Origin of the sequence: Curtobacterium sp. VKM Ac-1393, assembly GCF_015350995.1 — a bacterium.
Classification (GTDB): Bacteria; Actinomycetota; Actinomycetes; order Actinomycetales; family Microbacteriaceae; genus Curtobacterium.
Genome location: NZ_JADKRW010000002.1, coordinates 24,254 through 48,143, shown reverse-complemented (window position 1 = coordinate 48,143; position 23,890 = coordinate 24,254). Strand labels below are relative to the sequence as shown.

The 23,890-nt window shown below is 71.4% G+C and carries 23 protein-coding genes; 4 read left to right on the top strand and 19 right to left on the bottom strand.

Features of this window, described 5'->3' with window-relative positions; genetic code table 11:
- Positions 1-21 precede the first annotated feature (21 nt).
- The gene (locus tag ITJ59_RS04035) at positions 22-1,038 is read left to right on the top strand and encodes a LysR family transcriptional regulator (protein WP_194649865.1); all 1,017 of its coding nucleotides are present in this window, start codon (positions 22-24) and stop codon (positions 1,036-1,038) included.
- 32 nt (positions 1,039-1,070) lie between these two features.
- On the opposite strand, the gene ITJ59_RS04030 is transcribed toward ITJ59_RS04035, so the two are convergent.
- The 15 genes from ITJ59_RS04030 to hrcA form a co-directional block, all read right to left on the bottom strand.
- Positions 1,071-1,868: an isoprenyl transferase gene (locus ITJ59_RS04030; protein WP_194649864.1), complete on the bottom strand. Its 798-nt coding sequence runs from the start codon at positions 1,866-1,868 to the stop codon at positions 1,071-1,073.
- Positions 1,865-2,713 carry a DNA repair protein RecO gene (recO, locus tag ITJ59_RS04025; protein WP_194649863.1) on the bottom strand — a complete coding sequence of 283 codons (849 nt, stop codon included), beginning with the start codon at positions 2,711-2,713 and terminating at the stop codon, positions 1,865-1,867. The genes ITJ59_RS04030 and recO overlap by 4 nt, the downstream gene beginning before the upstream one ends.
- Before the next feature lie 286 nt (positions 2,714-2,999).
- Complete coding sequence (gene leuA / locus ITJ59_RS04020; RefSeq protein ID WP_194649862.1) at positions 3,000-4,775, bottom strand: 2-isopropylmalate synthase; 1,776 nt, start codon at positions 4,773-4,775, stop codon at positions 3,000-3,002.
- A 430-nt stretch (positions 4,776-5,205) separates the two neighbouring features.
- Positions 5,206-6,606 (bottom strand): ABC transporter permease, encoded by a 1,401-nt coding sequence (locus ITJ59_RS19550; RefSeq protein ID WP_194649861.1) that lies wholly within the window; start codon positions 6,604-6,606, stop codon positions 5,206-5,208.
- Positions 6,603-7,355 carry an ABC transporter ATP-binding protein gene (locus ITJ59_RS04010; RefSeq protein WP_194649860.1) on the bottom strand — a complete coding sequence of 251 codons (753 nt, stop codon included), beginning with the start codon at positions 7,353-7,355 and terminating at the stop codon, positions 6,603-6,605. Before ITJ59_RS04010 ends, ITJ59_RS19550 begins: the two co-directional genes overlap by 4 nt.
- Before the next feature lie 137 nt (positions 7,356-7,492).
- Entirely contained in the window at positions 7,493-8,182 is a 690-nt protein-coding gene (locus ITJ59_RS04005; protein WP_194649859.1) for a response regulator, read from the bottom strand.
- Entirely contained in the window at positions 8,179-9,441 is a 1,263-nt protein-coding gene (locus ITJ59_RS04000) for a sensor histidine kinase (protein ID WP_323749392.1), read from the bottom strand. Before ITJ59_RS04000 ends, ITJ59_RS04005 begins: the two co-directional genes overlap by 4 nt.
- 67 nt (positions 9,442-9,508) lie before the next feature.
- On the bottom strand, positions 9,509-10,441 hold the full coding sequence (gene era, locus ITJ59_RS03995) for a GTPase Era (protein WP_194649858.1): 933 nt from the start codon (positions 10,439-10,441) through the stop codon (positions 9,509-9,511).
- Positions 10,438-11,757, bottom strand: a complete 1,320-nt coding sequence (locus ITJ59_RS03990; protein ID WP_194649857.1) for a hemolysin family protein — start codon at positions 11,755-11,757, stop codon at positions 10,438-10,440. The genes era and ITJ59_RS03990 overlap by 4 nt, the downstream gene beginning before the upstream one ends.
- Positions 11,758-11,760: 3 nt before the next feature.
- Positions 11,761-12,222, bottom strand: a complete 462-nt coding sequence (gene ybeY / locus ITJ59_RS03985; protein ID WP_194649856.1) for an rRNA maturation RNase YbeY — start codon at positions 12,220-12,222, stop codon at positions 11,761-11,763.
- Positions 12,219-13,280, bottom strand: coding sequence for a PhoH family protein (locus ITJ59_RS03980; protein ID WP_228511129.1), 1,062 nt, complete (start codon positions 13,278-13,280; stop codon positions 12,219-12,221). Before ITJ59_RS03980 ends, ybeY begins: the two co-directional genes overlap by 4 nt.
- A gap of 70 nt (positions 13,281-13,350) precedes the next feature.
- Entirely contained in the window at positions 13,351-13,704 is a 354-nt protein-coding gene (locus ITJ59_RS03975) for a histidine triad nucleotide-binding protein (RefSeq protein WP_194649854.1), read from the bottom strand.
- 40 nt (positions 13,705-13,744) lie between these two features.
- A complete protein-coding gene (locus ITJ59_RS03970) occupies positions 13,745-14,482 on the bottom strand; it encodes a 16S rRNA (uracil(1498)-N(3))-methyltransferase (RefSeq protein ID WP_194649853.1) in 738 nt (245 codons plus the stop codon).
- Positions 14,482-15,594 (bottom strand): molecular chaperone DnaJ, encoded by a 1,113-nt coding sequence (gene dnaJ / locus ITJ59_RS03965; RefSeq protein ID WP_194649852.1) that lies wholly within the window; start codon positions 15,592-15,594, stop codon positions 14,482-14,484. The genes ITJ59_RS03970 and dnaJ overlap by 1 nt, the downstream gene beginning before the upstream one ends.
- Before the next feature lie 49 nt (positions 15,595-15,643).
- On the bottom strand, positions 15,644-16,666 hold the full coding sequence (gene hrcA, locus ITJ59_RS03960; RefSeq protein WP_194649851.1) for a heat-inducible transcriptional repressor HrcA: 1,023 nt from the start codon (positions 16,664-16,666) through the stop codon (positions 15,644-15,646).
- Positions 16,667-16,754: 88 nt separating this feature from the next.
- Between hrcA and ITJ59_RS03955 the strand changes: the two genes are divergently transcribed.
- Positions 16,755-17,162 (top strand): DUF4870 domain-containing protein, encoded by a 408-nt coding sequence (locus ITJ59_RS03955; protein WP_228511050.1) that lies wholly within the window; start codon positions 16,755-16,757, stop codon positions 17,160-17,162.
- 10 nt (positions 17,163-17,172) lie between these two features.
- On the opposite strand, the gene hemW is transcribed toward ITJ59_RS03955, so the two are convergent.
- Positions 17,173-18,456, bottom strand: a complete 1,284-nt coding sequence (gene hemW, locus ITJ59_RS03950) for a radical SAM family heme chaperone HemW (RefSeq protein ID WP_194649850.1) — start codon at positions 18,454-18,456, stop codon at positions 17,173-17,175.
- Between the two features lie 28 nt (positions 18,457-18,484).
- On the opposite strand from hemW, the gene ITJ59_RS03945 reads away from it, so the two are divergent.
- A complete protein-coding gene (locus ITJ59_RS03945; RefSeq protein WP_194649849.1) occupies positions 18,485-19,177 on the top strand; it encodes an HAD family hydrolase in 693 nt (230 codons plus the stop codon).
- A 24-nt stretch (positions 19,178-19,201) separates the two neighbouring features.
- Here the strand turns inward: ITJ59_RS03945 and ITJ59_RS03940 are convergent, their stop codons facing one another.
- The gene (locus ITJ59_RS03940; RefSeq protein ID WP_194649848.1) at positions 19,202-19,849 is read right to left on the bottom strand and encodes a DUF1990 family protein; all 648 of its coding nucleotides are present in this window, start codon (positions 19,847-19,849) and stop codon (positions 19,202-19,204) included.
- Positions 19,850-19,893: 44 nt separating this feature from the next.
- Between ITJ59_RS03940 and ITJ59_RS03935 the strand changes: the two genes are divergently transcribed.
- On the top strand, positions 19,894-20,454 hold the full coding sequence (locus ITJ59_RS03935; RefSeq protein WP_323749431.1) for a DUF6264 family protein: 561 nt from the start codon (positions 19,894-19,896) through the stop codon (positions 20,452-20,454).
- Positions 20,455-20,582: 128 nt separating this feature from the next.
- Here the strand turns inward: ITJ59_RS03935 and lepA are convergent, their stop codons facing one another.
- Entirely contained in the window at positions 20,583-22,430 is a 1,848-nt protein-coding gene (gene lepA, locus ITJ59_RS03930; protein WP_123292544.1) for a translation elongation factor 4, read from the bottom strand.
- A gap of 266 nt (positions 22,431-22,696) precedes the next feature.
- Positions 22,697-23,863: a pyridoxal phosphate-dependent aminotransferase gene (locus ITJ59_RS03925; RefSeq protein WP_194649846.1), complete on the bottom strand. Its 1,167-nt coding sequence runs from the start codon at positions 23,861-23,863 to the stop codon at positions 22,697-22,699.
- Between the last annotated feature and the right edge of the window lie 27 nt (positions 23,864-23,890).

The window sequence follows — 23,890 nt, the reverse complement described above, 5'->3', positions numbered from 1 at the left end:
TGCAGCCGATAACATCACGTGATGGACGACATCGACCCCCAGCTGCTCCGGGTCCTCCGCGCCGTGGCCGACGGCGGGTCGATCACTCGCGCCGCCGCAGCCCTCGGGTCGAGCCAACCGGCGGTCAGCCAGCTGCTCGCCCGGGCAGAGCGACGACTCGGGCACACCCTGGTGCTCCGGTCCGGTCAGGAAGGTCGGGGCGGGCGCGGTGCGACGCTGACCGACGCCGGACGGGTGCTGGCGGACCACGCACTGCACGTGCAGGCCGCGCTGACCGCCGCGCGCGAGGACCTCGACGCCGTCGGGGGCCTGACCCGCGGACGAGTGCGACTCGCCGGGTTCCCGAGTGCATCGTCGGCGCTCGTGCCGGCGGTGCTCGCCCGGCTGGCCGCGACGGCGCCGGGCGTGACGACCTCGTACGTCGAGGTCGAACCACCAGAGGCGCTCGACCTGCTGCGGAGCGGGGAGGTCGACGTCGCCCTGACCTTCACCTACGTCGGCGACGAGGTCGGGTCCGCCCCGGACCCCGGGCTCGTCACCCGGGCGCTCGGGCGGGATCCGCTCGCCCTGGTGACGCCGTCCGGAGGCTCGGGCGGTGGCCGCACCTTGGACTCCGGTGCAGTGGGCACCGGTGGCCTGGGCGCCGGCGCCCTGGGCTCTGGCGCGGTGGACTCTGCCGTGGACCTCGCGTCGCACCGCGGTGCTCGCTGGATCGGCGGCTGCCCGCGGTGCCGCGGCCACCTGCTCGCCTCGTGCGCGACCGCCGGGTTCACCCCGGACATCGTGCTCGAGACCGACAACGCGGCAGCGGTGGTGGGACTCGTCGCCGCCGGACTCGGCGTGGCGCTGCTCCCCCGGCTGGCGCTCGCGACGACGGTGATCCCCGCCGAGGTCCGGGTCGACCCCGTGGACGACGACCTGGCCCGTCGGGTCGAGGTCGTCATCGCGCGTGGGGCTGAGCGCGTCCCGAGCGTCCGTGCGGCCCTGCAGGCGGTACGGTCGGCGGCGCACCTGCTCGACGGGCCGCTGCCCGGCTGACGGGCTGGCTCCGGGTCCGGGCCCGGTGCCGGTCAGGCCGTCGGGGCGTCGACCGCACCGCCGTAGCGACGGTCGCGGCGTGCGTACTCCTCGATCGCGCCCCACAGGTCGGTGCGCCGGAAGTCCGGCCACAGACGATCGAGGAACACCATCTCGGCGTACGCGGACTGCCAGAGCAGGAAGTTGCTCGTGCGCTGCTCCCCCGAACTGCGCAGGAACAGGTCGACGTCGGGCATCTCGGGCACGTAGAGCCGCTTCGCCAGGGCCTTCTCGGTGACCTGGCTCGGCTTGAGGCGCCCGGCGGCGACGTCCTCGGCCATCCCCCGCACGGCGTCGACGATCTCGTTCCGGCCGCCGTAGTTGACGCACATCGTCAGCGTCAGCACGTCGTTGCCCGCGGTCATCTGCTCGGCGCGGTCGAGCTCGTCGATGACGCTCCGCCACAACCGCGGGCGGCGTCCGGCCCACCGCACCTTGACGCCCCAGTCGTTCAGCTGGTCGCGTCGGCGACGGATGACATCGCGGTTGAAGCCCATCAGGAACCGGACCTCTTCCGGTGAACGCTTCCAGTTCTCGGTCGAGAACGCGTACGCCGAGATGTGCTTGACGCCGATCTGGATCCCGCCGGCGACGACGTCGAGCAGCGAGGCCTCGCCGGCCTTGTGCCCCTCGATCCGCGTGAGTCCGCGGCCGTTCGCCCACCGACCGTTGCCGTCCATCACGATCGCGACGTGTTCCGGCACGAACCGGGCCGGGATCGCCGGGGGCGTCTCGCCGGTCCAGTCGATCGGGCGGAACGGCTCGGCGGCGTCGGTGCGGCGGGGGCTCATGCGGTGGGGGTTCCTTCGACAGCGGGATCGGGGGCGGGCACGGCGGGTGCCGGGGTCGAGGCCACCGCGCGCGCCGTCGCCTCGGGCCCGTCGTGGGTCAGCGGCACCGGCATCGGGTGCTCGGAGCGGTCGACGTGCGGCAGGGACCGGAGCGATCGTTCCAGGTGCCACTGGGCGTACGCCGCGACCACGCCGGAGGCACGAGACCGCGTCCGTTCGTCGGTGGCGTCGACGCTCACCCAGTCGCCGGCGAGCAGCGAGCCGAGCACCCCGAGGGTCGCCGGGTCGAGCCGCGGCGTGCCGGGAGGCGCAGCCCGGTCGGCGACGACCCCGCCGAGCTGCACGACGAAGGCGGAGTGCGGCCCGGGCTCCCCCGTGACCGCGCAGTCGCTGAACGAGGGCGCCCACCCCGCGATGCTCATCGCGCGGAGCAGGTAGGAGTCGAGCGTGGCGCTGGAGTGGTGCTCACCGCGGGACAACGACCGCAGCGCTCCGACGAGCAACAGGTACTGCTGCAGGCCCGCGTCGGCCTCGCTCAGCCGGTCGGCTGTCTCGACCATGGCGCTGGCCGCCGTGTACGCGCCGTAGTCGGCGACGATCTGTGCGCCGTAGGCCCCGAGTGACTCGGCCTGCGTGACGATGTCGAGCGAGCGGCCCTCGTAGAACTGGGCATCGACGACCATGAACGGCTCGAGGCGGCTGCCGAACTTCGACGCCGTCCGCCGGACACCCTTGGCCACCGCGCGGATCTTGCCGTGCTGCCGACTGAGCATGGTGACGATGCGGTCGGCTTCCCCGAGCTTGTGGGTGCGCAACACGACGCACTCGTCCCGGTACAGCGGCATGTCCCCAGTATCCCCCGCCCCGCCGACACCGGCGTGCGCTGCTGATGCTCGCCGCGCTCGCTGTGCTGCTGCAGTCGTCGCGGTCGCTGTCGGTGCGTTCGGTGCGGTCGTTGCGGTCGCAAGACGCCGTCGTCTTCGCAAGACACCGCCCGCTCGTCGAGACGCCGCGCTGTTCGGCGGCGTCTCGACGACACGACGGCGTCTTGCGTCAGGCAGTGGACGCGTGCACACACGGGAGGCGCGGTGCGGGACGGACCCGCACCGCGCCTCCCGGCCTGGTCGCGTCTCAGGCGGAGACGAGCTCCGGCGAGTCGGCGCCGGCAGCAGCACCAGCGCGCACCGCGCGGTTCACCGCGGACACGATCGCCTTGAGCGACGCCGTCGAGATGTCGGCGTCGATGCCGACGCCCCACAGGCGCACGCCGTCGACGTCGAGCTCGACGTACGACGCAGCCTTGGCGTCACCCGAGGCGCTCATCGTGTGCTCCGAGTAGTCGTACAGCGTGACCTGGACGCCCTGGTCGGCGAGCACCTTGAGGAACGCGTCGATCGGGCCGGTGCCCACGGCGTCGGCGGTGACGGAACCCTCGTCGACCCGGAGTGCCACCGACAACGAGGTCGTGCCGTCGAAGTCGCTCGAGGTCGCCGTCTTGGTGAGCTCGTACCGCCCCCACTTGTCGTCGTCGGTCGAGGCGGGCAGGTACTCGTCCTGGAACACCTCCCAGATGCGCTGCGACGAGAACTCGCCGCCCTCGGTGTCGGTGTGCCGCTGCACGACGCCGGAGAACTCGATCTGCAGCTTGCGGGGCAGGTCGAGGGCGTGGTCGGTCTTGAGCAGGTAGGCGACGCCGCCCTTGCCGGACTGCGAGTTGACGCGGATGACGGCCTCGTACGACCGGCCGATGTCCTTCGGGTCGACGGGCAGGTACGGCACCGCCCACTCGATCTCGTCGATGTCCTTGCCCGCTGCGGCGGCCTTGGCCTTCATCGCTTCGAAACCCTTGTTGATGGCGTCCTGGTGCGAGCCGCTGAACGCCGTGTAGACGAGGTCGCCCGCCCACGGCTGCCGCTCGGGCACGGGCAGCTGGTTGCAGTACTCGACGGTGCGCTTCACCTGGTCGATGTCCGCGAACGAGATCTCCGGGTCGATGCCCTGCGTGAACAGGTTCATGCCCAGCGCGACGAGGTCGACGTTGCCGGTGCGCTCACCGTTGCCGAACAGGCAGCCCTCGATGCGGTCGGCACCGGCCATGTAGCCGAGCTCCGCGGCGGCGACGGCGGTGCCGCGGTCGTTGTGCGGGTGCAGCGACAGGATGACGTCTTCGCGGTGCGCGAGGTTGCGCGACATCCACTCGATCGAGTCGGCGTAGACGTTCGGCGTCGCCATCTCGACGGTGGCGGGCAGGTTGATGATGACCTTGCGGTCGGGGGTGGGCTCGAAGACCTCGAGCACGGCGTTGCAGATCTGCAGCGCGACCTCGAGCTCGGTGCCCGTGTAGGACTCCGGCGAGTACTCGTAGTAGACCGTCGTGTCGTGCTGCAGCGTCGCCTCGGCCGCCTTGCACAGCTTTGCCCCGGCCACCGCGATGTCCACCACGCCCTGCACGTCGGTGCGGAAGACGACCTCGCGCTGCACGATCGACGTCGAGTTGTACAGGTGGACGATGGCCTGCTTCGCGCCGTCGATCGCCTCGTACGTGCGCTGGATGAGGTGCTCGCGTGCCTGGGTCAGCACCTGGATGGTGACGTCGTCGGGGATCGCGCCCTCGTCGATCAGGCTGCGGACGAAGTCGAAGTCGGTCTGCGAGGCGCTCGGGAACCCGACCTCGATCTCCTTGTAGCCCATGCCGACGAGCAGGTCGAACATGGCGCGCTTGCGCTCGGCGTCCATCGGGTCGATGAGGGCCTGGTTGCCGTCACGCAGGTCGACCGCACACCAGCGCGGGGCCCGCTCGATGCGCTTCGTCGGCCAGGTGCGGTCGGGGAGTTCCACCGAGATCTGGTCGTGGAAGGGGACGTACTTGTGGATCGGCATCCCGGAGGGCTGCTGCGTGTTCTGCATCGTTCGTCGCTTTCGTGTGCTCTGGGTGAGGGCGGCCACGACGGACTCCGCGACGAGGTGGGCCGGTGTGTCAGGCCTCGTCGCGGCAGCGAAGGAGGAGAAGTGCCGAGTACATCGAGTCCACGGTAGCACCGGCGGGCTGCTGTGTGACAAGCGCGTCGGTGGTCGATGCCCGAGTGGTCGCGCCATGCCGTCGGCTGGTCGCCGAGGTTCCAGGAACCGTCGCCAGCGGCCGCCGAAAGCTGCGGATCGTGGAACCTCGGCGAACGCGAGCGGCGCGGCGGGCGCACGCGCGGCGCGGGCGTGGCGGGCGCGGGCGTGGCGGGCGGGCGCTGGCGCGGCAGTCGACGCGCGGAACGGCGGACGGGAGGCACGGTGCCAGCTGGCACCCTGCCTCCCGTCCGCCGCGTGGTGCGACCAGGACGCCGCGTCAGTCGACCGCGAGCGCCTCGGTCGGGGGCACGCGCATCGCGCGCCGCACCGGCGCGATCGTCGCGACGACCGCGAGCACGAGCGCCCCGACGACCACGATCCCGATGGTCAGCGGCGGCAGCACGGGGGTCACCGGGGTACCGAGCGAACCGAGCAGCGTCTGCCCGCCGACCCAGCCGTAGAAGGTGCCGAGCACGAGTCCGGTGACGACGGCCGCGACGACCATCTGCACGGCCTCGGTCACGATCATCCGGCGGACCTGTGCCCCGGTGAGGCCGAGCACCCGCAGCAGCCCGAGCTCGCGCCGACGCTGCAGCACCCCGAGCGCCAGGGCGTTCACGACCCCGACGGCGGCGATCACGGCGGAGAACCCGACGATGACGCTGACGACGGCGTTCAGCTGCACGAAGAAGTCGCGCTGCGCCTGCACCATCTCGGTCGTCATCTGACCCTGGCCCAAGCCCTCGAGCTGCGCTTCGAGCACGTGCTGCATGATGCCGAGCGCGACGGCGAAGGTGACGAGCAGGGTCACGCCGATGACGAGTCCGATGGTCGCCCGCGAGGACCGACCCGGCGCCCGCACGGCGTTCCGCCCGGCGAGCAGCACCACGGGGTCGTGCGAACCGATCCGTCCGATCAGCTGCAGCACCGGCGGCATCACGATGGTCGCGCCGACGGCGACACCCGCGAACGAGACGAACCCGCCGAGGGCCGCGGGCAGCACCGCGATCGGCGACCCGGCACTGACCGCGAGTCCGACGAGCATGAGTGCGGCACCGCCGGCCATGAGCACGATCGCCCAGACCTTGCGGGCGGCACCGGAGCGGAGGTCGTCGTGGCTCGGCTCCACGCTCGAGGACAGTGCCTCGAGCGGTGTCACCGTGAGCACCCGACGCGACCCCGCGGCGAACGCACCCCACGTCGCCAGCACCACGGCCACGACGGGCAGCACGAGCTCCCACGGCAGCAGCGTGTAGTCGGTGTCGGGCAGGAACCCGTTGCCGCGGAGGACCACCACGAACAGCGCCGACAGCCCGGTGCCCACGACGGCGCCGATGAGTCCGCCGAGCACCCCGACGACCAGTCCGGTCCGGGTGATCCGGGCGCGGAGCGTGGCACCCGTGGCACCGACGAGCCGCTGCAACGCGATGATGCGGGTCTGGCCGGCGATCAGGGTCGCGCACGTGTTGGCGGTGACGATCGCGCCGACGTACAGGGCGATCCCGAGGAACAGCCACCCGACGACCGACAGGATCGACTTCACCGGGCCGAGGTCGGCGAGCCCGGCGGCCCCGAGTGCCTCGGTCACGATGCCTGGGGCGATGACGAGTGCGGACCCGAACGTGGTGCCGAGCGCCGCGACCAGGACGGTGGGCGCGAAGGAGCGGACGCCGTTCACGCTGCTGCCTCCATCCCCAGCATCGTGGTGGAGATCGCACCGGCGTCCATCGCCGGACGGTCCGCGACGACCCGGCCGTCGGCGAGGAACAGGATGCGGTCGGCGTTCGCGGCGGCGACCGGGTCGTGCGTCACCATGACGACGCTCTGGCCCCACTCCTGCACCGCCCCGCGCAGGATCGCGAGTACGTCACGGCCCGTCCGCGAGTCGAGCGCACCGGTCGGCTCGTCGGCGACGACGACGGCCGGTCGCGACGCCAGTGCACGGGCGATGGCGACGCGCTGCTGCTGGCCACCCGACAGCTGGTGCGGTCGGTGCGACAGCCGGTTGCCGAGCCCGAGCTGGTCGACCAGCCGATCGATCCACGCGGTCTCGTCCCGCGACGGCTTGTGCCCGCCGAGCAGGAACGGCAGGCGGATGTTCTCGCTGACGTCGAGCGTCGGCACCAGGTTGAACGACTGGAACACGAACCCGAGCCGACGCCGACGGAGCTCCGTCAGGTCCTTGTCGCCGAGCCCGGTGATGTCGACGCCGTCGATCTGGATCCGGCCGGCGGACACCGCGTCGAGCCCCGCGGCGACGTGCATGAGCGTCGACTTGCCGGAACCGGACGGGCCCATGACGGCGGTGAACTCCCCCGCGCCGATGTCGACGCTGACGTCGTCGAGCGCCGTCACCCGGCGCGCGGCGTCGCCGTAGTGCTTGGACACGTGGTCGAGTCGGATGATCGGAGCGTGGCTGGTGGTCATGCACCAACGATGACGGCCGGGAGGCCCGCCCCGCGTCCGTCGAGCGACTCCTGTGGATGGTCCGCTCGGTTCGACTTCCTGTGGACGGGTCATCCCACCGGATGACGTCCGCGGGTCGACACCCCGGCTCGCGTCCGTCAGTCGGCCTTGGTGACCAGCCCGTGTTCGTGTGCGAAGACGACCAGGCGCACGCGGTCCCGGAGGCCGAGCTTGGTCAGGACCCGCGAGATGTGGGTCTTCACCGTCGCCTCGCTGACGTACTCGTGCTGGGCGATCTCGCTGTTGCTGAACCCGCGCGCCGCCAGGTCGAAGATCTCCCGCTCGCGGGGCGTCAGGTCGTCGAAGGTCGCCGGCACGGTCGGGGTCTGTTCCACGGAGTCGTCGTAACGACGCAGGAGCTCCCGGGTCGCCGAGGCCGCGAACACCGCGGTGCCGGCGTGCACGGTGCGCACGGCGGCGAGCAGGAACTCCGGGTCGGCGTCCTTCAGCACGAAGCCGCTGGCGCCGGCGCGGATGGCCTTCGCCGCGGCCTCGTCGAAGTCGAACGTGGTGAGCACGAGCACCTTCGCGCCGTCCGTGCCGGCCTGTTCGACGATGTGCGCGGTCGCGGTGATGCCGTCCATCACCGGCATGCGGACGTCCATCAGGACGACGTCGGGTCGGGTGCGACGCACGAGCTCGACGCCTTCGGCGCCGTCACCGGCCTCGCCCACGAACTGCAGGTCTGGCTGGGAGCCGATGAGCATCCGGATGCCCGTGCGGAACAGGGCCTGGTCGTCGACGAGGGCGACGCGGATCCGGCCGTCGGTCGGCGGGGTGGTGGTCATCGGGCGGTGCGCTCCTGCTCGGTCGGGCTGGCGGTGGGGCTGACGGTCGGGGTGATGCGGCCGCGGGGCATCTGCCCGCTCGCGGGGACGGCGGGCATGCGGACGGCGACCTCGAAGTCCGGCCCGCGGGCCCCGGCGGTCATCGTCCCGCCGGTCATGGTGGCGCGCTCCCGCATCCCGACGAGGCCGTGCCCGGTGCCCGGTCCGCGGGTGCCGTCGTCGGCGCGGCGGTTCACCACGGCGATCTCGACGGTGTCGGGTCGGTAGGTCAGCGACGCGTGCACCGGGGTCCCCGGCTCACCGTGCTTGTACGCGTTCGTCAGGCTCTCCTGCACGATCCGGTAGACCGCGAGCTGCGTCGTGGTCGGGAGTCCGGCGGGGTCACCCTCGCGCTCGACCCGGACGTCCAGTCCGACCTGGCGCATCTCGCCGATCAACCGGTCGATGTCGTCGATCTCCGGCGTCGGCACCGTGCCCTGCTCGTGCCGGAGCGCGCCGAGGAGCTCGCGGACGTCCCCGAGCGCACGGCGGGCGGTGGACGAGATGGTGCCGAGGGCCTGGTCGGCGACGGCGGGGTCGGCCTTGAGGGCGTACCGGGCGCCGTCCGCCTGTGCGATGACCACCGCGAGCGAGTGCGCCACGATGTCGTGCATGTCCCGCGCGATCCGGACCCGCTCCTGCTCGACCGCGACCGCCCGATCGGCACGGGCAGCGTCGCGTTCGGCGAGCAGCTGGGCCTCGCGGCTCATGCTCGCCGACCGCCGGGTGCGGACCACGAGGCCGGCGAGCCAGGGCAGCAGGAGCAGGAGCAGGACGACCGCGAAGTACGACACGGTCACCTGCACCGACTCTTGGACCGGGGTCGTGGCGGTATCGATCGTCAGCCGGTTCCGGTAGTCGTCGACGCCGATGTACAGCGCCGCGGTGACGGACCCGACGATCGCCGAGACGAGTCCGGCGAGCCGCACCCGCCGGCTGCCGTAGGCGCTCGTCGTGTACAGCACCGCCGCGATGAAGACGTTCGACAGGTCGGGCGTCTGGCCCGTGACCATCTCGAACACCGCGAACACCCACGCGACCGCCAGGGCCAGGCCCGGCGAGAGCCGTCGGAGCGCCAACGCAGCGGTCATGCCGACTACGGTGACGAACGCGAGCGGGGAGTCCATCCCCCGTGCCGAGGTGATCAGCACGAGCGCGCCGAGCACCGCGGCGATCACGACGTCGGTGATGACCTGCACGCGCAGCATGGGACGGAACACCCGTCCACGGTACGGCGCGCGACTCACCGCCGCGTCCCTCGCGTGGATGACACCCGACCGCTGATCGTCAGAACCCGAGGCGGCCGAGCTGCTTCGGGTCGCGCTGCCATTCCTTGGCGACCTTCACGCGGATGTTGAGGTACACGTGCCGGCCGCCGAGCAGCGACTCGATCTCGACGCGGGCGCGGGAACCGACGTCCTTCAGGCGCTCGCCCTTGTGGCCGATCACGATCGCCTTCTGGCTGTCGCGCTCGACGAACAGGTTCGCGAAGATCCGCAGCGGCCCGTCGGCGTCGTCGTCCTGGTCCGGCTCGACGATGTCCTCGATGACGACGGCGAGCGAGTGTGGCAGTTCGTCGCGGACGCCCTCGAGCGCGGCCTCGCGGATGAGCTCGCCGATGCGCTCCTCGTCGGTCTCCTCGGTGACGGCCGACGAGTCGTAGAGCTGGGGCGACTCCGGCAGCAGCGCCGTGATCTCGCCGAGCAGCACCTCGAGCTGCACGCCCGTCGTGCCCGAGGTCGGGATGATCGAGTCCCAGTCGCGGAGCTTCGAGACGGCCAGCAGCTGCTCGCCGACCTTGTCCTTGGCGACGCGGTCGATCTTCGTCACGATGGCGATCTTCTTCGCCCGCGGGTACTGGTCGAGGGTGTCGTTGATGAAGCGGTCACCCGGGCCGACCGGCTCGTTCGCGGGCACGCAGAACCCGATGACGTCGACGTCGGCCAGGGTCGACTGCACCAGGTCGTTCAGCCGCTCGCCGAGCAGGGTGCGCGGACGGTGCACCCCGGGGGTGTCGACGATGATGACCTGGCCGTCGGGTCGGTGCACGATGCCGCGGATCGCCCGGCGGGTGGTCTGCGGCTTCGACGAGGTGATCGCGACCTTCTGTCCCACCAGCGCGTTCGTCAGGGTGGACTTGCCGACGTTCGGGCGTCCGACGAACGAGACGAAGCCGGCGCGGTACGGCGTGCCCGAGGCGGTGGGAGTGGGGTCGGTCATGCGTGCGGGGTTCCCGTCGTGGTGGTGGTGCTGTCGAACGCGTCGGTGACACCGGCGAGGGCGTCGGTCCGTTCGGCGAGCACGGTGATGAGGTGGCGGCGCTTGCCCTCGACGCGGTCGGCCGTCAGCACGACGCCGGAGACCGTGACGGTGTCGCCGGAGACCGCCAGGTGGCCGAGCTCCTTCGTGAGCAGCCCACCGGCGGTGTCGACGTCGTCGTCGTCGAGCTCGATGCCGAACAGGTCGCCCAGCTCGTCGACGGGCAGCCGCGCGGAGATCCGCCAGACGCCGGGTTCGACCTCGACCCGGTCGACGACGGCGCGGTCGTACTCGTCGGAGATGTCCCCGACGAGCTCTTCGATGAGGTCCTCCATCGTGACGAGTCCGGCGACGCCGCCGTACTCGTCCACCACGAGGACCAGGTGGTTCTTCGCGACCTGCATGTGCCGCAGGGTGTCGTCTGCCGCCTTCGACTCGGGCACGAACTCGGCCGGGCGCAGCAACCGCGTGACCCGCTCGCTGCCGGAACCCGGGCGCTCGTACAGTGAACGGGAGACGTCGCGCAGGTACAGCACGCCGAGGACGTCGTCGCTGTCCTTGCCCGTGACGGGCATGCGGGACACCCCGGCGGCGAGGAACTGCTCCATGCCGGCCGCGAGCGTGTCGGAGCCGTCGACCGTCAGCATGTCGGTCCGCGGCACCATGACCTCGCGCACGAGGGTGTCGCTGAACTCGAACACCGAGTGGATGAGCTCGCGGTCCTCGTCCTCGAGCACGTTGCTCTCGGTGGCCTCGTCGACGAGGGACAGCAGCTGCTCCTCGCTCGAGACCGTCGAGGCGCTCCGGCCCCTGCCGGGTGTCACCCGGTCGCCGATCCGGACGAGCAGCCCGGCGAGCGGGCCGAGGACGATCCGCACGGCGCGGACCAGCCCACCGGTCGACGCCAGGAGTCGTTCGGCGTGGGCCCGCCCGACGCTGCGCGGACTCGAACCGACGAGCACGAACGAGACGGCCGTCATGATCGCGGCGGAGACGATGAGCGCCACCCACCACACGTCGAACGCCCGTACGAGGGCGATGGTGACGAGCACGGCGGCCGCGGTCTCGGCGAGCACGCGGAAGAAGTTCAGGGCGTTGACGTGCGCGCCGACGTCGTCCGCGATGGCCTCGAGCGCACGTCGACGCTTGTTGCCCCGTGCGATCTCGTCGAGGTCGGCACGGGACACCACCGACAGGGCGGCGTCACTCGCGGCGAGGAGCCCGCCGAGCACGACGAGACCCAGGGCGACCGCGAGCAGGCCGACGACGACGAGCATCGACTACCGTCCTCGCTGCTGCGCGGCGAACGCCGTGAGGATCTCGCCCTGCAGCCCGAACATCTCGGCCTTCTCGTCCGGCTCGGCGTGGTCGAACCCGAGCAGGTGCAGGATCCCGTGGCAGGTGAGCAGCAGCATCTCGTCGGTGCTCGAGTGCCCGGCGGTCTTCGCCTGCTCCTCGGCCACCTGCGGGCAGAGCACGATGTCGCCGAGCAGGCCGGCGGGCGTCGGGTCCTCTTCGGTGCCGGGACGGAGTTCGTCCATCGGGAAGCTCAGCACGTCGGTCGGACCGGGCTCGTCCATCCAGCGCACGTGCAGCTGTTCCATCGCACCCTCGTCGACCAGGACGACCGCGAGTTCGGCGTCGGCGTGGACGTGCATCGCGTCGAGGGCGAACGCGGCGAGGCGCTGGATCGCGGCCTCGTCCACCTCGACCCCGGACTCGTTGTTGAGCTCGATGCTCACCGGTTGTCTCCTCTGGCGTCGTTCTGGGGGTACGGGGGGCGTTGCCGGTCCTGCGGCGGACGGCCGCGCCGCTCGGCGCGGTTGGCGCCGTCGGGGTTGCCGACCGGTGCGGTGCCCCGGCCGCCGGGGCGGTGTCCGGCCTGCTCGGCGAGCCGCTCCTCGTCGTAGACCGTGTAGGCGTCGACGATGCGGCCGACGAGCGTGTGCCGCACCACGTCCTCGCTGCCCAGACGGGCGAAGTGGATGTCCTCGACCGACTCGAGGATCCGCGTCACGATCCGGAGTCCGGAGACGTTGCCGGGCAGGTCGACCTGCGTGATGTCCCCCGTGACGACCATCTTCGAGCCGAAACCGAGACGCGTCAGGAACATCTTCATCTGCTCCGGCGTGGTGTTCTGCGCCTCGTCCAGCACGACGAACGAGTCGTTGAGCGTCCGGCCGCGCATGTACGCGAGCGGAGCGACCTCGACCGTGCCCGCCGCCAACAGCTTCGGGACCAGTTCGGGGTCCATCATCTCGTTCAGGGCGTCGTACAGCGGGCGCAGGTACGGGTCGATCTTGTCGGTGAGCGTGCCGGGCAGGAACCCGAGCCGCTCGCCGGCCTCGACCGCGGGACGGGTCAGGATGATCCGGGTGACCTCGCGTCGCTGCAGGGCCTGGACGGCCTTCGCCATCGCCAGGTACGTCTTGCCCGTGCCGGCGGGGCCGATGCCGAACGTGATCGTGTGCTCGTCGATGGCGTCGACGTAGGCGCGCTGGCCGTCGGTCTTCGGCCGCACCGACTTGCCGCGGCTCGACACGATCGGCGTGCCGAAGGTGTCGGACGGCTTGCGGTCGTCGTCGAGGATGCGCGCCGACATGGGGATGTCGGACGGGCCGATGTCCTGTCCGCGCCGGACCATGCCGACCAGTTCGTCGACGAGCGCCTTCGCCCGTGCGACGTCGCGCTCGGGGCCGGTGAGGGTGACCTCGTTGCCGCGGACGACGACCTTGACGCCCGGGTACTGTCGCTCGACGGTCTTGAGGAGCCGGTCCTGGGGGCCGAGCAGCTGCACCATGGCGATCCCGTCGACCTGGAGGGCGACGGAGACGACCTGCTCGTCGTCGGTGGTGGGCTGTGCTGGTTCGTTAGCCGGCAAGGGTGCCTTCCTGCAGTTCACCTGCGAGTACGTGCGCGTGCACGTGGAACACGGTCTGACCGGCGGCTTCGCCGGTGTTGAAGACGAGACGGAACTGGCCGCCGGCGCGCTCGTCGGCGATGCGCTGCGCGGTGGCGACCACGTGGGAGAGGAGGTCGGGGTCACCGGCCGCGAGTTCGGCCACGTTCGCGTACTGCTCGGTCTTGGGGATGACCAGCACGTGGACGGGGGCCTTCGGGGCGATGTCCTCGATCGCGATCACACGGTCGTCCTCGGCGACGACGGTCGCCGGGATCTCGCGCGCGATGATCTTCGTGAAGACGCTGGGCGTGCTGGTGCTCATGACTCCATCGTAGAACGCACGACCGACCTCGGGCCTTCCCTCACCAGCGTCCGAGTCCGGCCTGCAGGATCGCGAGGGCCGCAGGACCCGCGGTCGAGGTCCGCAGCACACTGTCGCCGAGTCGCACCCGGACCGCGCCCGCGGCTTCGAGCCGGTCGAGCTCGGAGCCGTCGATGCCGCCCTCGGGTCCGACCACCAGGGCGATCTCGTCGACGTCGGCCGACGGTTCCCACGTCGCGAGCCGGACGCTGGCGGTGGGGTCGAGCACGAGCACGACAGCACCGGCACCGAGCGCCGGCACGAGCTGGCCGGTCGTGACGAGCGGCCCGACCTCGGGTACCCGGGATCGGATCGCCTGCTTCGCGGCCTCGTGCGCGATGGCCGTCCACCGCGACCGGCCCTTCTCGACCTTGGGGCCCTCCCACCGTGAGACGCTCCGCGCGGCCGACCACGGCACGATCCGGTCGACGCCGATCTCCGTCGACGCCTGCACCGCCATCTCGTCGCGGCCGCCCTTGGCGAGCGCCTGCACGAGCGTCAGTGACGGGACCGGCAGCGGATCGACGGACAGCGACGCGACGGACAGCACCAGCGAATCGCGGTCGACGGAGTCCACCGCGCCGGAGACCACGGTCCCCCGGCCGTCCGAGATCCGCAGCGTCTCCCCGACCCGCACGCGCGAGACGGTCACGGCGTGCCGCCCCTCCGCCCCGTCGAGCGTCACGGAGCCGCCGACGGCGACTCCGTCGAGCGACTCCACGACGTAGAGCGACGCCATCAGAAGTTGAAGAAGCGGTCGCGGAGCTTGCCGAACATGCCCTGCTGGAACCGGGCGAGCTGCGGCGCCGCCGCCTTGTGCGACTTCGCGAGCTGCTCGACGAGCTGCCGTTCCTTGTGCGAGAGCTTCGTCGGCGTGATGACCTGGACACCGACCCGGAGGTCGCCGCGGCCGCTCCCGCGCAGCTTCGTGATGCCGCGGTCCTTGATGACGAGGACGTCGGCGCTCTGCACACCCGCGCGGATCTCGAGTTCGACGGGCCCGTCGAGACCGTCGATCGTCGTCGTGGTGCCGAGCACGGCGTCGGTCATCGAGACCTCGAGCGTGGCGAGCAGGTCGTCGCCGTCACGGCTGAAGACGTCGTCGTGCCGCACCCGGATCTCCAGGTACAGGTCGCCGGACGGACCGCCCGCGGGGCCGACCTCGCCCTGGCCGGGCATCTGCAGCCGCAGGCCGGAGTCGACGCCGGCAGGGATGTCCACCGGCACGGTGCGACGCGCGCGGACGCGGCCCTGACCCTGGCAGGTCGGGCAGGGGCTCGGGATGACGGTGCCGTACCCGCGGCAGGTGCCGCACGGTGCGCTCGTGACCACGTTGCCCAGCAGCGAGCGCACCTGCCGCTGGATGCTGCCGGAGCCGCCGCAGATGTCGCACGTGCGCGGGCTGGTGCCGGGCGCACAGCACGACCCGTGGCAGGTCTCGCACAGGACGGCGGTGTCGACCTCGACGTCCTTGTGGGTGCCGAAGACGACCTCGTCGAGGTCGACGTCGATGCGCAGGAGGGCGTCCTGCCCGCGCTCGGCACGGCTCCGGGGACCGCTGCCCCGGCCGCCGCCCCCACCGCCGCCGAAGAAGGCGTCGAAGATGTCGCTGAACCCGCCGGCGCCGCCGCCGAAGGGGCTGTCGGCCTGTGGCCCGGCGTCGTAGCGGCGCCGTTGCTCGGGGTCACTCAGCACGTCGTACGCGTGCGTCACGTCCTTGAACCGCTCGGCTGCCTCTGGAGCAGGGTTCACGTCCGGGTGGAGCTCACGCGCCAGGCGGCGGTAGGCCTTCTTGATGTCGGCCTCGGAGGCGTCTCGCTGGACGCCGAGGACGTCGTAGTGGTCTGCCACGTATCCCTCAGTCGGTTGTGTTCGGTCGGTCGGTCGGTGTTGCAGTCGATCAGTGTTCGCCCAAGAGCTTGGACAGGTACCGTGCGACGGCTCGGACGGCCGCCATGTTGGTGCCGTAGTCCATGCGGGTGGGCCCGAGGACGCCGAGGCGCGCTACCTCGCCGCCACCGGCGAGGTACCCGCCGGCGACGATGCTCGTGGCGTCGAGTCCGTACTCGGCGTTCTCGACGCCGATGCTCGCTGCCACGGCGATGTCGTCCACCTGCATCTCCCCGAACAAGCGGAGCAGGGTGACTTGTTCCTCGATCGCCTCGAGCACCGGGAAGAGGCCGCCTGAGAAGTCCTGCTCGCTCTTCGCCAGGTTCGCCGCACCGGCCATCACCAGGCGGTCCTGCCGGTTCGCGGCGACCTGCTCGATGAGGGTCGCGACGACGACGCCGGCGAGCGTCTGGGCAGCTGGTCGGAGTTGCTGCGGCACGGCACGGAGCGACGCCGGGACGTCCTGCAGCAGCAGGCCGACGGACGCCGCGTTCAGGACCGTCCGGAGCTCGGTCAGCAGCGGTTCGTCGAGCGCGACGTCGGTCTCGACGACGCGCTGCTCGACCCGGGCGGTGTCGGTGATCAGCACGATCATGAGCCGGGTGTCGCCGAGTCGGACGAGCTCGACGTGCTGGACGCGGGCGCGCACCATCGAGGGGTACTGCACGAGGGCGACCTGGTTCGTGAGCTGGCTGAGCAGGCGGACGGTGCGTCCGAGGACCTCGTCGAGGTCGTTCGGGGCGCCGAGGAACGTCTCGATCGCGTGCCGCTGGGCGCTCGTCAGGGGCCGTGCGGCGGCGAGGTGGTCGACGAACAACCGGTAGCCCTTGTCCGTCGGGACCCGGCCGGACGAGGTGTGCGGGGCGACGATGAGCTGCTCGTCCTCGAGCAGGGCCATGTCGTTGCGGATCGTGGCGGCGCTGACGCCGAAGGCGTGCCGTTCGACGATGGTCTTCGAGCCGACCGGTTCGCGGGACGCCACGTAGTCGCGCACGATGGCCTTCAGGACCTCGAGGCTGCGTTCACTGACCACGAGCGCTCCTTCCTGGTCGATCTGGCACTCGGACGTGTCGACTGCTGATCCTACGCCCGCGCGACTGCAGCCCCGATACGCTGCCGCCATGACCTACGGACAGCAGCCCGGTGGCCCGCAGAACCCGAACGGGCCCCAGTACCCGAGCGGGTACACCCCGCCGAAGCCGATGAGCCCGGAGGACCAGCGGCTCTGGGCCACCCTCACGCACATCGGCGGGATCTTCTTCAACTTCGTCGCACCGCTCGTGGCGTACCTGGTGCTGCGCGACCGCGGCGGCTTCATCCGCGAGCACACCCGGGTCGCACTGAACTTCCACATCACGGTGGGCATCGCCTACGTGGTGTCGGGGATCCTGACGCTCGCGCTGATCGGGGCACTGTTGCTCCCGATCATCGCGATCCTGACGATCGTCTTCGGCATCATGGCGGCGGTCGCTGCGAACCAGGGCCAGTTCTACCGCTACCCCCTGTCGATCGAGTTCATCAAGCAGTAGGCAGGACGGCTCAGTCGAGCAGCTCCCGCACCACCGCGTCGGCGAGCAGGCGACCCTGCAGGGTCAGGTCGATGCGTCCCCGCACCGCGGCCGACCCGTCCACGAGACCACGTGCGATGAGTCCCGCGACCCGGCCACGGGCCTCCTGGCGGATCTCGCTCGTCGCGAGCTCCCCGCGGACGCGAGCGGCCAACAGCAGGCGCTCGACGTACCGGGTCTCGTCGTCGATGACCTCGCGCCCGGCGGCCGGCGACTCGCCGGACAGCACCCGGTTCGCGTACGCGGCCGGGTGCTTCACGTTCCACCAGCGCGTGCCGGCGACGGCGGAGTGGGCGCCGGGGCCGACACCCCACCAGTCGTGGCCCTTCCAGTACGACAGGTTGTGCCGACTCGCGTGCCGCGCGGTGCCGCCGTCAGCGTCGACGCGCGCCCAGTTCGAGACCTCGTACCAGGAGTACCCGGCGTCGCCGAGCACCTGGTCGGCGAGCTCGTACATGTCCGCGGCCAGGTCGTCGTCGGGGGCCGGCAGGTCACCGCGGGCGACCATGCGGCCCATCGCCGTGCCGTCCTCGACGATGAGCGAGTACGCCGACACGTGGTCGGGTTCGCAGGCGATCGCGGCGTCGAGCGAGGTGCGCCAGTCGGCGAGCGACTCCCCCGGCGTCGAGTAGATGAGGTCGAGCGAGACGTCGAGGCCGAGCTGCTTCGCCAGGTCCACCACCACGGGCACCCGGAGCGGATCGTGCGTGCGGTCGAGGGTCGCGAGCACGTGCGGCACCGCGGACTGCATGCCGTAGCTGACCCGGTTGAACCCGCCGTCACGCAGGGTCTGCAGCGACGCGGCGTCGACCGAGTCCGGGTTGGCCTCGGTCGTGACCTCGGCGCCGGGCAGGATCCCCCACGTGTCGTCGATGGCCCGCAGGATCATGACGAGGTCGGACGCCGGCAGCATCGTCGGGGTGCCGCCGCCGAAGAACACGGTCGACACCGGCCGGCGCGGCACCCCGGACCGGTCGAGAACGGTCGCGGCCCACTCGATCTCGCGCACGGCGTGGCCGGCGTAGTCGTCGCGGCGCACGCCCCGGAGCTCGGACGCCGTGTACGTGTTGAAGTCGCAGTAGCCGCAGCGAACCCGGCAGAACGGCACGTGGACGTACACCCCGAACGGCACGGCGCCCTCGGCGGACGTCGGGTCGGACGCATCCCCCGGACCGGCGGCGGAGCCCGCGGCCGCGCGCGGCGTGATCAGCCCGTCCGCTGGTGCTGGATCGGCGATCGGGAGAGCACTCGGCATGGAGTCCATTCTCCGTCATGATGGACGCATGGAGCACCACCCCGTCCCCACCACGGTCCTGTGGGACATCGACGGCACCCTCGTGATGAACGCGTCGTCCCCGGGCAACCTGTACCACCTCGCGCTCGAGCGGGCGGTCGGCCGCGACCTCACCCTGCGCGTCGGCCACCAGCACGGGCGCACCGACGCCGGGCTCATCGCCGAGCACGTCCGCGCACACGCGTTCGAGGACACCATCATCCCCACGGTCAGCGGCCACCTGCGCGACCTCACCGCCGAGCGGCACGCCTCGGGTGACCACCGCTCCCCCGTCCCCGGGGCCACCGCGCTGCTCACCCGCTTCGCGGAGCTCGGGTGGCGGAACGGCCTGCTCACCGGCAACTCCGAGTACCGCGCGCGGGTCAAGCTGTCCGGGGCGGGCTTCGACGAGACGCTGTTCGACTGGGACCACTCGTACTTCGGCGACACCGAGGTCGAGCGCGCCGACGTCACCATGCGCGCCGCCGCCGAACTCGCGGGGACCCGGGCGGTCATCGTCGGCGACACCCCGCGCGACGGCGAAGCCGCTGACGCCGCGGGCATCCCCTTCTTGGCGGTCGCGACGGGGGTCTTCGACGTCGAAGCCCTGCGTGCGACCAACGCCGTCACCGTCGCGAGGGACTGCCGGGTCGACGCCGCCCTGATCGAGGACGCGATCGCCGCGCTGCCGCCTCTGCGCTAGTCGCCGCGCGCTGGTCGCCGCGCGCTAGTCCCCGCGGAGCGCCGCCAGGTACTTCTCGGCCATGACCTTCTGCTGCCGACGCAGCAACGGCGCCACGAACCGCCACTTCCGACCGGCCGGCTGCGAGAACTGCCGGATCTGCAGCCACACCGAGCCGTCCGAGGTGCGCTCGACGACGAACGACTCCTCGCCCGACAGCGGGTGCCCCTCGAGCGTGCCGTAGGCGAACCCCTTGCGATCGTGCTCGTCGATGATCGACACCACCCGCACCGGAGCCTGCACGGTCTGTCCGAACGCGTGCATCGTCAGCGTCGCGCTCGTGCCGGCGGTCAGCAGCGGGGTGCCGTCCGGGGCGAACTTCTCGACGCGCGGGGTGCCGATCGACGCGGGAGCGATCGGGACGCCGTCGTCGTCGAAGGTCACCGGGTTGTAGCGGACCTCGTCGTCGTCGGGCTGGTCCTCGACCTGCACACGGATGCCGCTGCGTTCCTGGATCTGCCAGGTCAGGGCCTGCGTCACGGCGGTCTCGAACCGCTGGTCGCCGTGCCCGATCCGCGCCCGGGACTCCGTGGGGGTGAACCCCTCGGGCGGGTACGTCATGAGGTCCGACGCCTGGGTCGCCCCCACCGCGCCGTAGGTCAGGGCGGTCCGGTAGCTCCCGCGGATGCTCATGCCGCCAGCCTACTTGGGCCTGCCCCGTCGGATCGAACCGAAGGATCGTCCGGTTCGCGTGCGCCCCGAACTGGAGGCCCGACACACGCCCGCCACGCCCGTATCGTTTCCCCGTGCCCCGCTCCACCCCCGCGCCCCGCCGGTCCGTCGACCGTCGGACTGCGACGTTCGCCCTGCTCACGCTCGTCGCCTTCGGCGCCGCCGCGCTCGCGCGCGCCCTGGTGGACGTGACGACCACCGCAGCAGCGTCGCCCGCGCGCTACTCGACCGTCGCCCCGGGCGCGTGGGACGGCTTCGACACCGCGAACGTCATCGCCGCCGCCGGAGCCTGCTGCGCGGGCGCCGGGGTCCTGCTGTTCGGGGCGACCCTGGTCACCGCGGTTCGTCGCCACCGCGCTCAGCGGTTGCCACAGGTGCTCGGCGCGGTGACCCTCGTGCTGGTGGTCGGCGCGGTCGTCGCCGGGATCGCCGCGGGCGAGCAGACGGGATTCGACGCGGTCGCGCACTGGACCATCCTGCGGACCGCACTGGCGGGACTCGCCGCCGCGAGCCTCCCGGCCCTCTGCCTGGCCGCCTTGCGGACCCGCGCCGCGCGCACCCGCTGACGGCGCACGACCGCGGCCGCCGGCGCCGACCGGCGCGGGCGAACTTTCGCGCTCCGCGACACTCCACGGCCGCCCCGGCGCGTGCGGTGTCGCTCAGCGCGAAACGTCGGCGCCCGGCGCGACGGGCGCTACTTCTTCTTTTCCTCGACGTCGCCGGAGAGCGCCGCGATGAAGGCTTCCTGCGGGACCTCGACCCGACCGATCGTCTTCATGCGCTTCTTGCCCTCCTTCTGCTTCTCGAGGAGCTTGCGCTTGCGGGTGATGTCACCGCCGTAGCACTTCGCCAGGACGTCCTTGCGCATCGCGCGGATGCTCTCGCGGGCGATGATCCGGGCACCGATGGCCGCCTGGATCGGCACCTCGAACTGCTGACGCGGGATGAGCTTGCGCAGGCGCTCGGTCATCAGCGTGCCGTAGGCGTAGGCCTTGTCGCGGTGCACGATCGCGCTGAACGCATCGACCTGGTCGCCCTGCAGCAGGATGTCGACCTTGACCAGGTCGGCCGCCTGGTCGCCGATGGGTTCGTAGTCGAGCGACGCGTAGCCCTGCGTCTTGCTCTTCAGCTGGTCGAAGAAGTCGAACACGATCTCGCCGAGGGGCATCTCGTAGCGGATCTCGACGCGGTCCTCGCCGAGGTACTCCATGCCGAGCAGCGAGCCGCGGCGCGACTGGCAGAGCTCCATGATCGCGCCGACGTAGTCCTTCGGCGCGAGGATCGCCGCGCGGACCATGGGCTCGCGGACCTCGACGATGCGGCCGCCGGGGAACTCGGACGGGTTCGTGACCTCGGTCACGGAGTTGTCCTCGTTCGTGACCTCGTAGATCACGCTGGGCGCGGTCGTGATGAGGTCGAGGCCGAACTCGCGCGAGAGCCGCTCGGTGATGATCTCGAGGTGGAGCAGACCGAGGAACCCGCAGCGGAAGCCGAAGCCGAGCGCCACCGACGTCTCGGGTTCGTAGACCAGGGCCGCGTCGGACAGCTTGAGCTTGTCGAGCGCGTCGCGCAGGTCCGGGTAGTCCGACCCGTCGATCGGGTACAGGCCCGAGAAGACCATGGGCTTCGGGTCCGTGTAGCCGGGCAGTGCCTCGGTCGCGGGCTTCTGGGCGCTCGTGACGGTGTCGCCGACCTTGGACTGGCGGACGTCCTTCACGCCGGTGATGAGGTAGCCGACCTCGCCGACGGAGAGCCCCTTCGTCGGGATCGGCTCGGGGCTCGACACCCCGATCTCGAGGATCTCGTGCGTCGACTTCGTCGACATCATCTGGACCTTCTCGCGCGGCTTGATGGAGCCGTCGATCATCCGGATGTAGGTCACGACACCGCGGTAGCTGTCGTAGACCGAGTCGAAGATCATCGCGCGCGGCGCGGCCTCGACGTCGCCGACCGGTGCCGGCACGCGCCGGACCACCAGGTCGAGGAGCTCGGGGACGCCGACGCCGGTCTTGCCGGAGACCCGCAGGACGTCCTCCGGCTTGCCGCCGATGAGCTGCGCGAGCTCGGCCGCGTACTTCTCGGGTTCGGCCGCCGGCAGGTCGATCTTGTTGAGCACCGGGATGATCTCGAGGTCGTTCTCGAGCGCCAGGTACAGGTTCGCGAGCGTCTGCGCCTCGATGCCCTGGGCGGCGTCGACGAGCAGGATCGCGCCCTCGCAAGCCGCGAGGGACCGGGACACCTCGTACGAGAAGTCGACGTGCCCGGGGGTGTCGATCATGTTGAGCGCGAAGGTCTCGCCGTCGAGCTCCCACGGCATCCGGACGGCCTGCGACTTGATCGTGATGCCGCGCTCGCGCTCGATGTCCATGCGGTCGAGGTACTGCGCGCGCATCGCGCGCTCCTCGACGACGCCGGTCATCTGCAGCATGCGGTCGGCCAGCGTGGACTTGCCGTGGTCGATGTGCGCGATGATGCAGAAGTTGCGGATCGCGCCGGCCGGGGTCGCGGCGGGCTCGAGCGGAGCGGATGCTTGTGGGCTCACGGTTCCTCAGGTGGGTCGGACGGTCGGCCCAGTCTCCCATGCTTGCGTGCCGGCGTCGCGCAGCGCGGCTCGCACGGTGCGAGGTCGGTGCGAGTTCGTGCGTGCGTCGCACCGTGCGACGCCGCACCGTCGTGCGGCGTTCCCGATTCCGTGCGAGGGGCGGGACCTCGCACGGAATCCGGAACCGGGCACGGAACGCGACCAGACCTCGCACGGTGCGATGCGTGGCGGACACGGGGCGGGCCTCCCGGCCGCACGCTCCAGCGTCAGACGGCGACGTGCGCCGGCGCGGGCAACGCGCCCAGGCCACGGCGGAGGTCGTCCGGCGTCGCCGCCAGACACACGCGGATCCAGCCCTCGCCGGTGCGGCCGAACGCGCTGCCGGGCGCGACCGCGACGGCCTCGCGCTGCAGCAGGCCGAGCGCCCAGGCCGCGACGTCGCCGTCCGAGGCGTGCGACAGGTCGACCCACAGGTAGAACGCACCGCGCGGGTCGAGGTACCGGATGCCGGCGGCGTCGAGGACCTGTTTCGCGACCTCGAGGTTCGCGCGGTAGTGCTCGCGGGCGTCGCGCACCGCGGAGTGGTCCCCCACGATCGCCGCCAGTGCCGCGTACTGGTCGGGTTCGGCGACGCAGCTGATCATGGCCTCCTGCGTGGTGCGCATCGTCGGGCCGAGGCCCTTCGGTGTCACGAGGTACCCCACCCGGACGCCCGTCATCGCGTACGTCTTGCTCAACGAGAACGCCGAGAACACCCGGTCGTCCTCGTCGAGCGCGGCCAGGCTGACGTGCCGGGTGCCGTAGGTGAAGTACTCGTAGACCTCGTCGCTGATCACCCACAGGTCGTGCCGTTTCGCGAAGGCCAGCAGCGCGCGGAGGGTGTCCTCGCCGAACACCGAGCCGAGCGGGTTCGACGGCGAGTTCACGACGATCACGCGGGTGTGCTCGGTGACGCTCGCCTCGAGCGCCTCGAGGTCGGGTTCGAAGCCGTGCTGCGGCTCGAGTCGGTACGGCACCGGGGTCGCGCCGATGATGTGCGCGTTCATCGTGAAGGTCGTGTACCCGGGGTCCGGCACCAGCACCTCGTCGCCGGGGCCCAGCGTCAGCGTCATCGCCTGGAACAGCGCCTGCGTCGCACCGATCGTCGTCCAGATCTGTTCGAGGTCGACCTCGATGCGGTTCTCGCGGCGGAGCTTGTCGCGGATCGCCTCGCGCAGTGGTGCGATGCCGCCGTTCGGCGTGTAGTCGGTGCGGTCCTCGGTCCACGCCCGACGGGCCGCGTCGCCGATGTGCGGTGCCACCGGCACGTCCGGCTCGCCGATCACGAGCATCGTGACCGCGGTCCCCGAGGACTGCAGCAGCGCTGCCTGCTCGAAGACCCTCCGGATGCCGGAGGCGGGCACGGTGTCGATCCGAGGCGCGAGGGATGGCATGTCCGTCACCGTATCCGGTGCATGTTG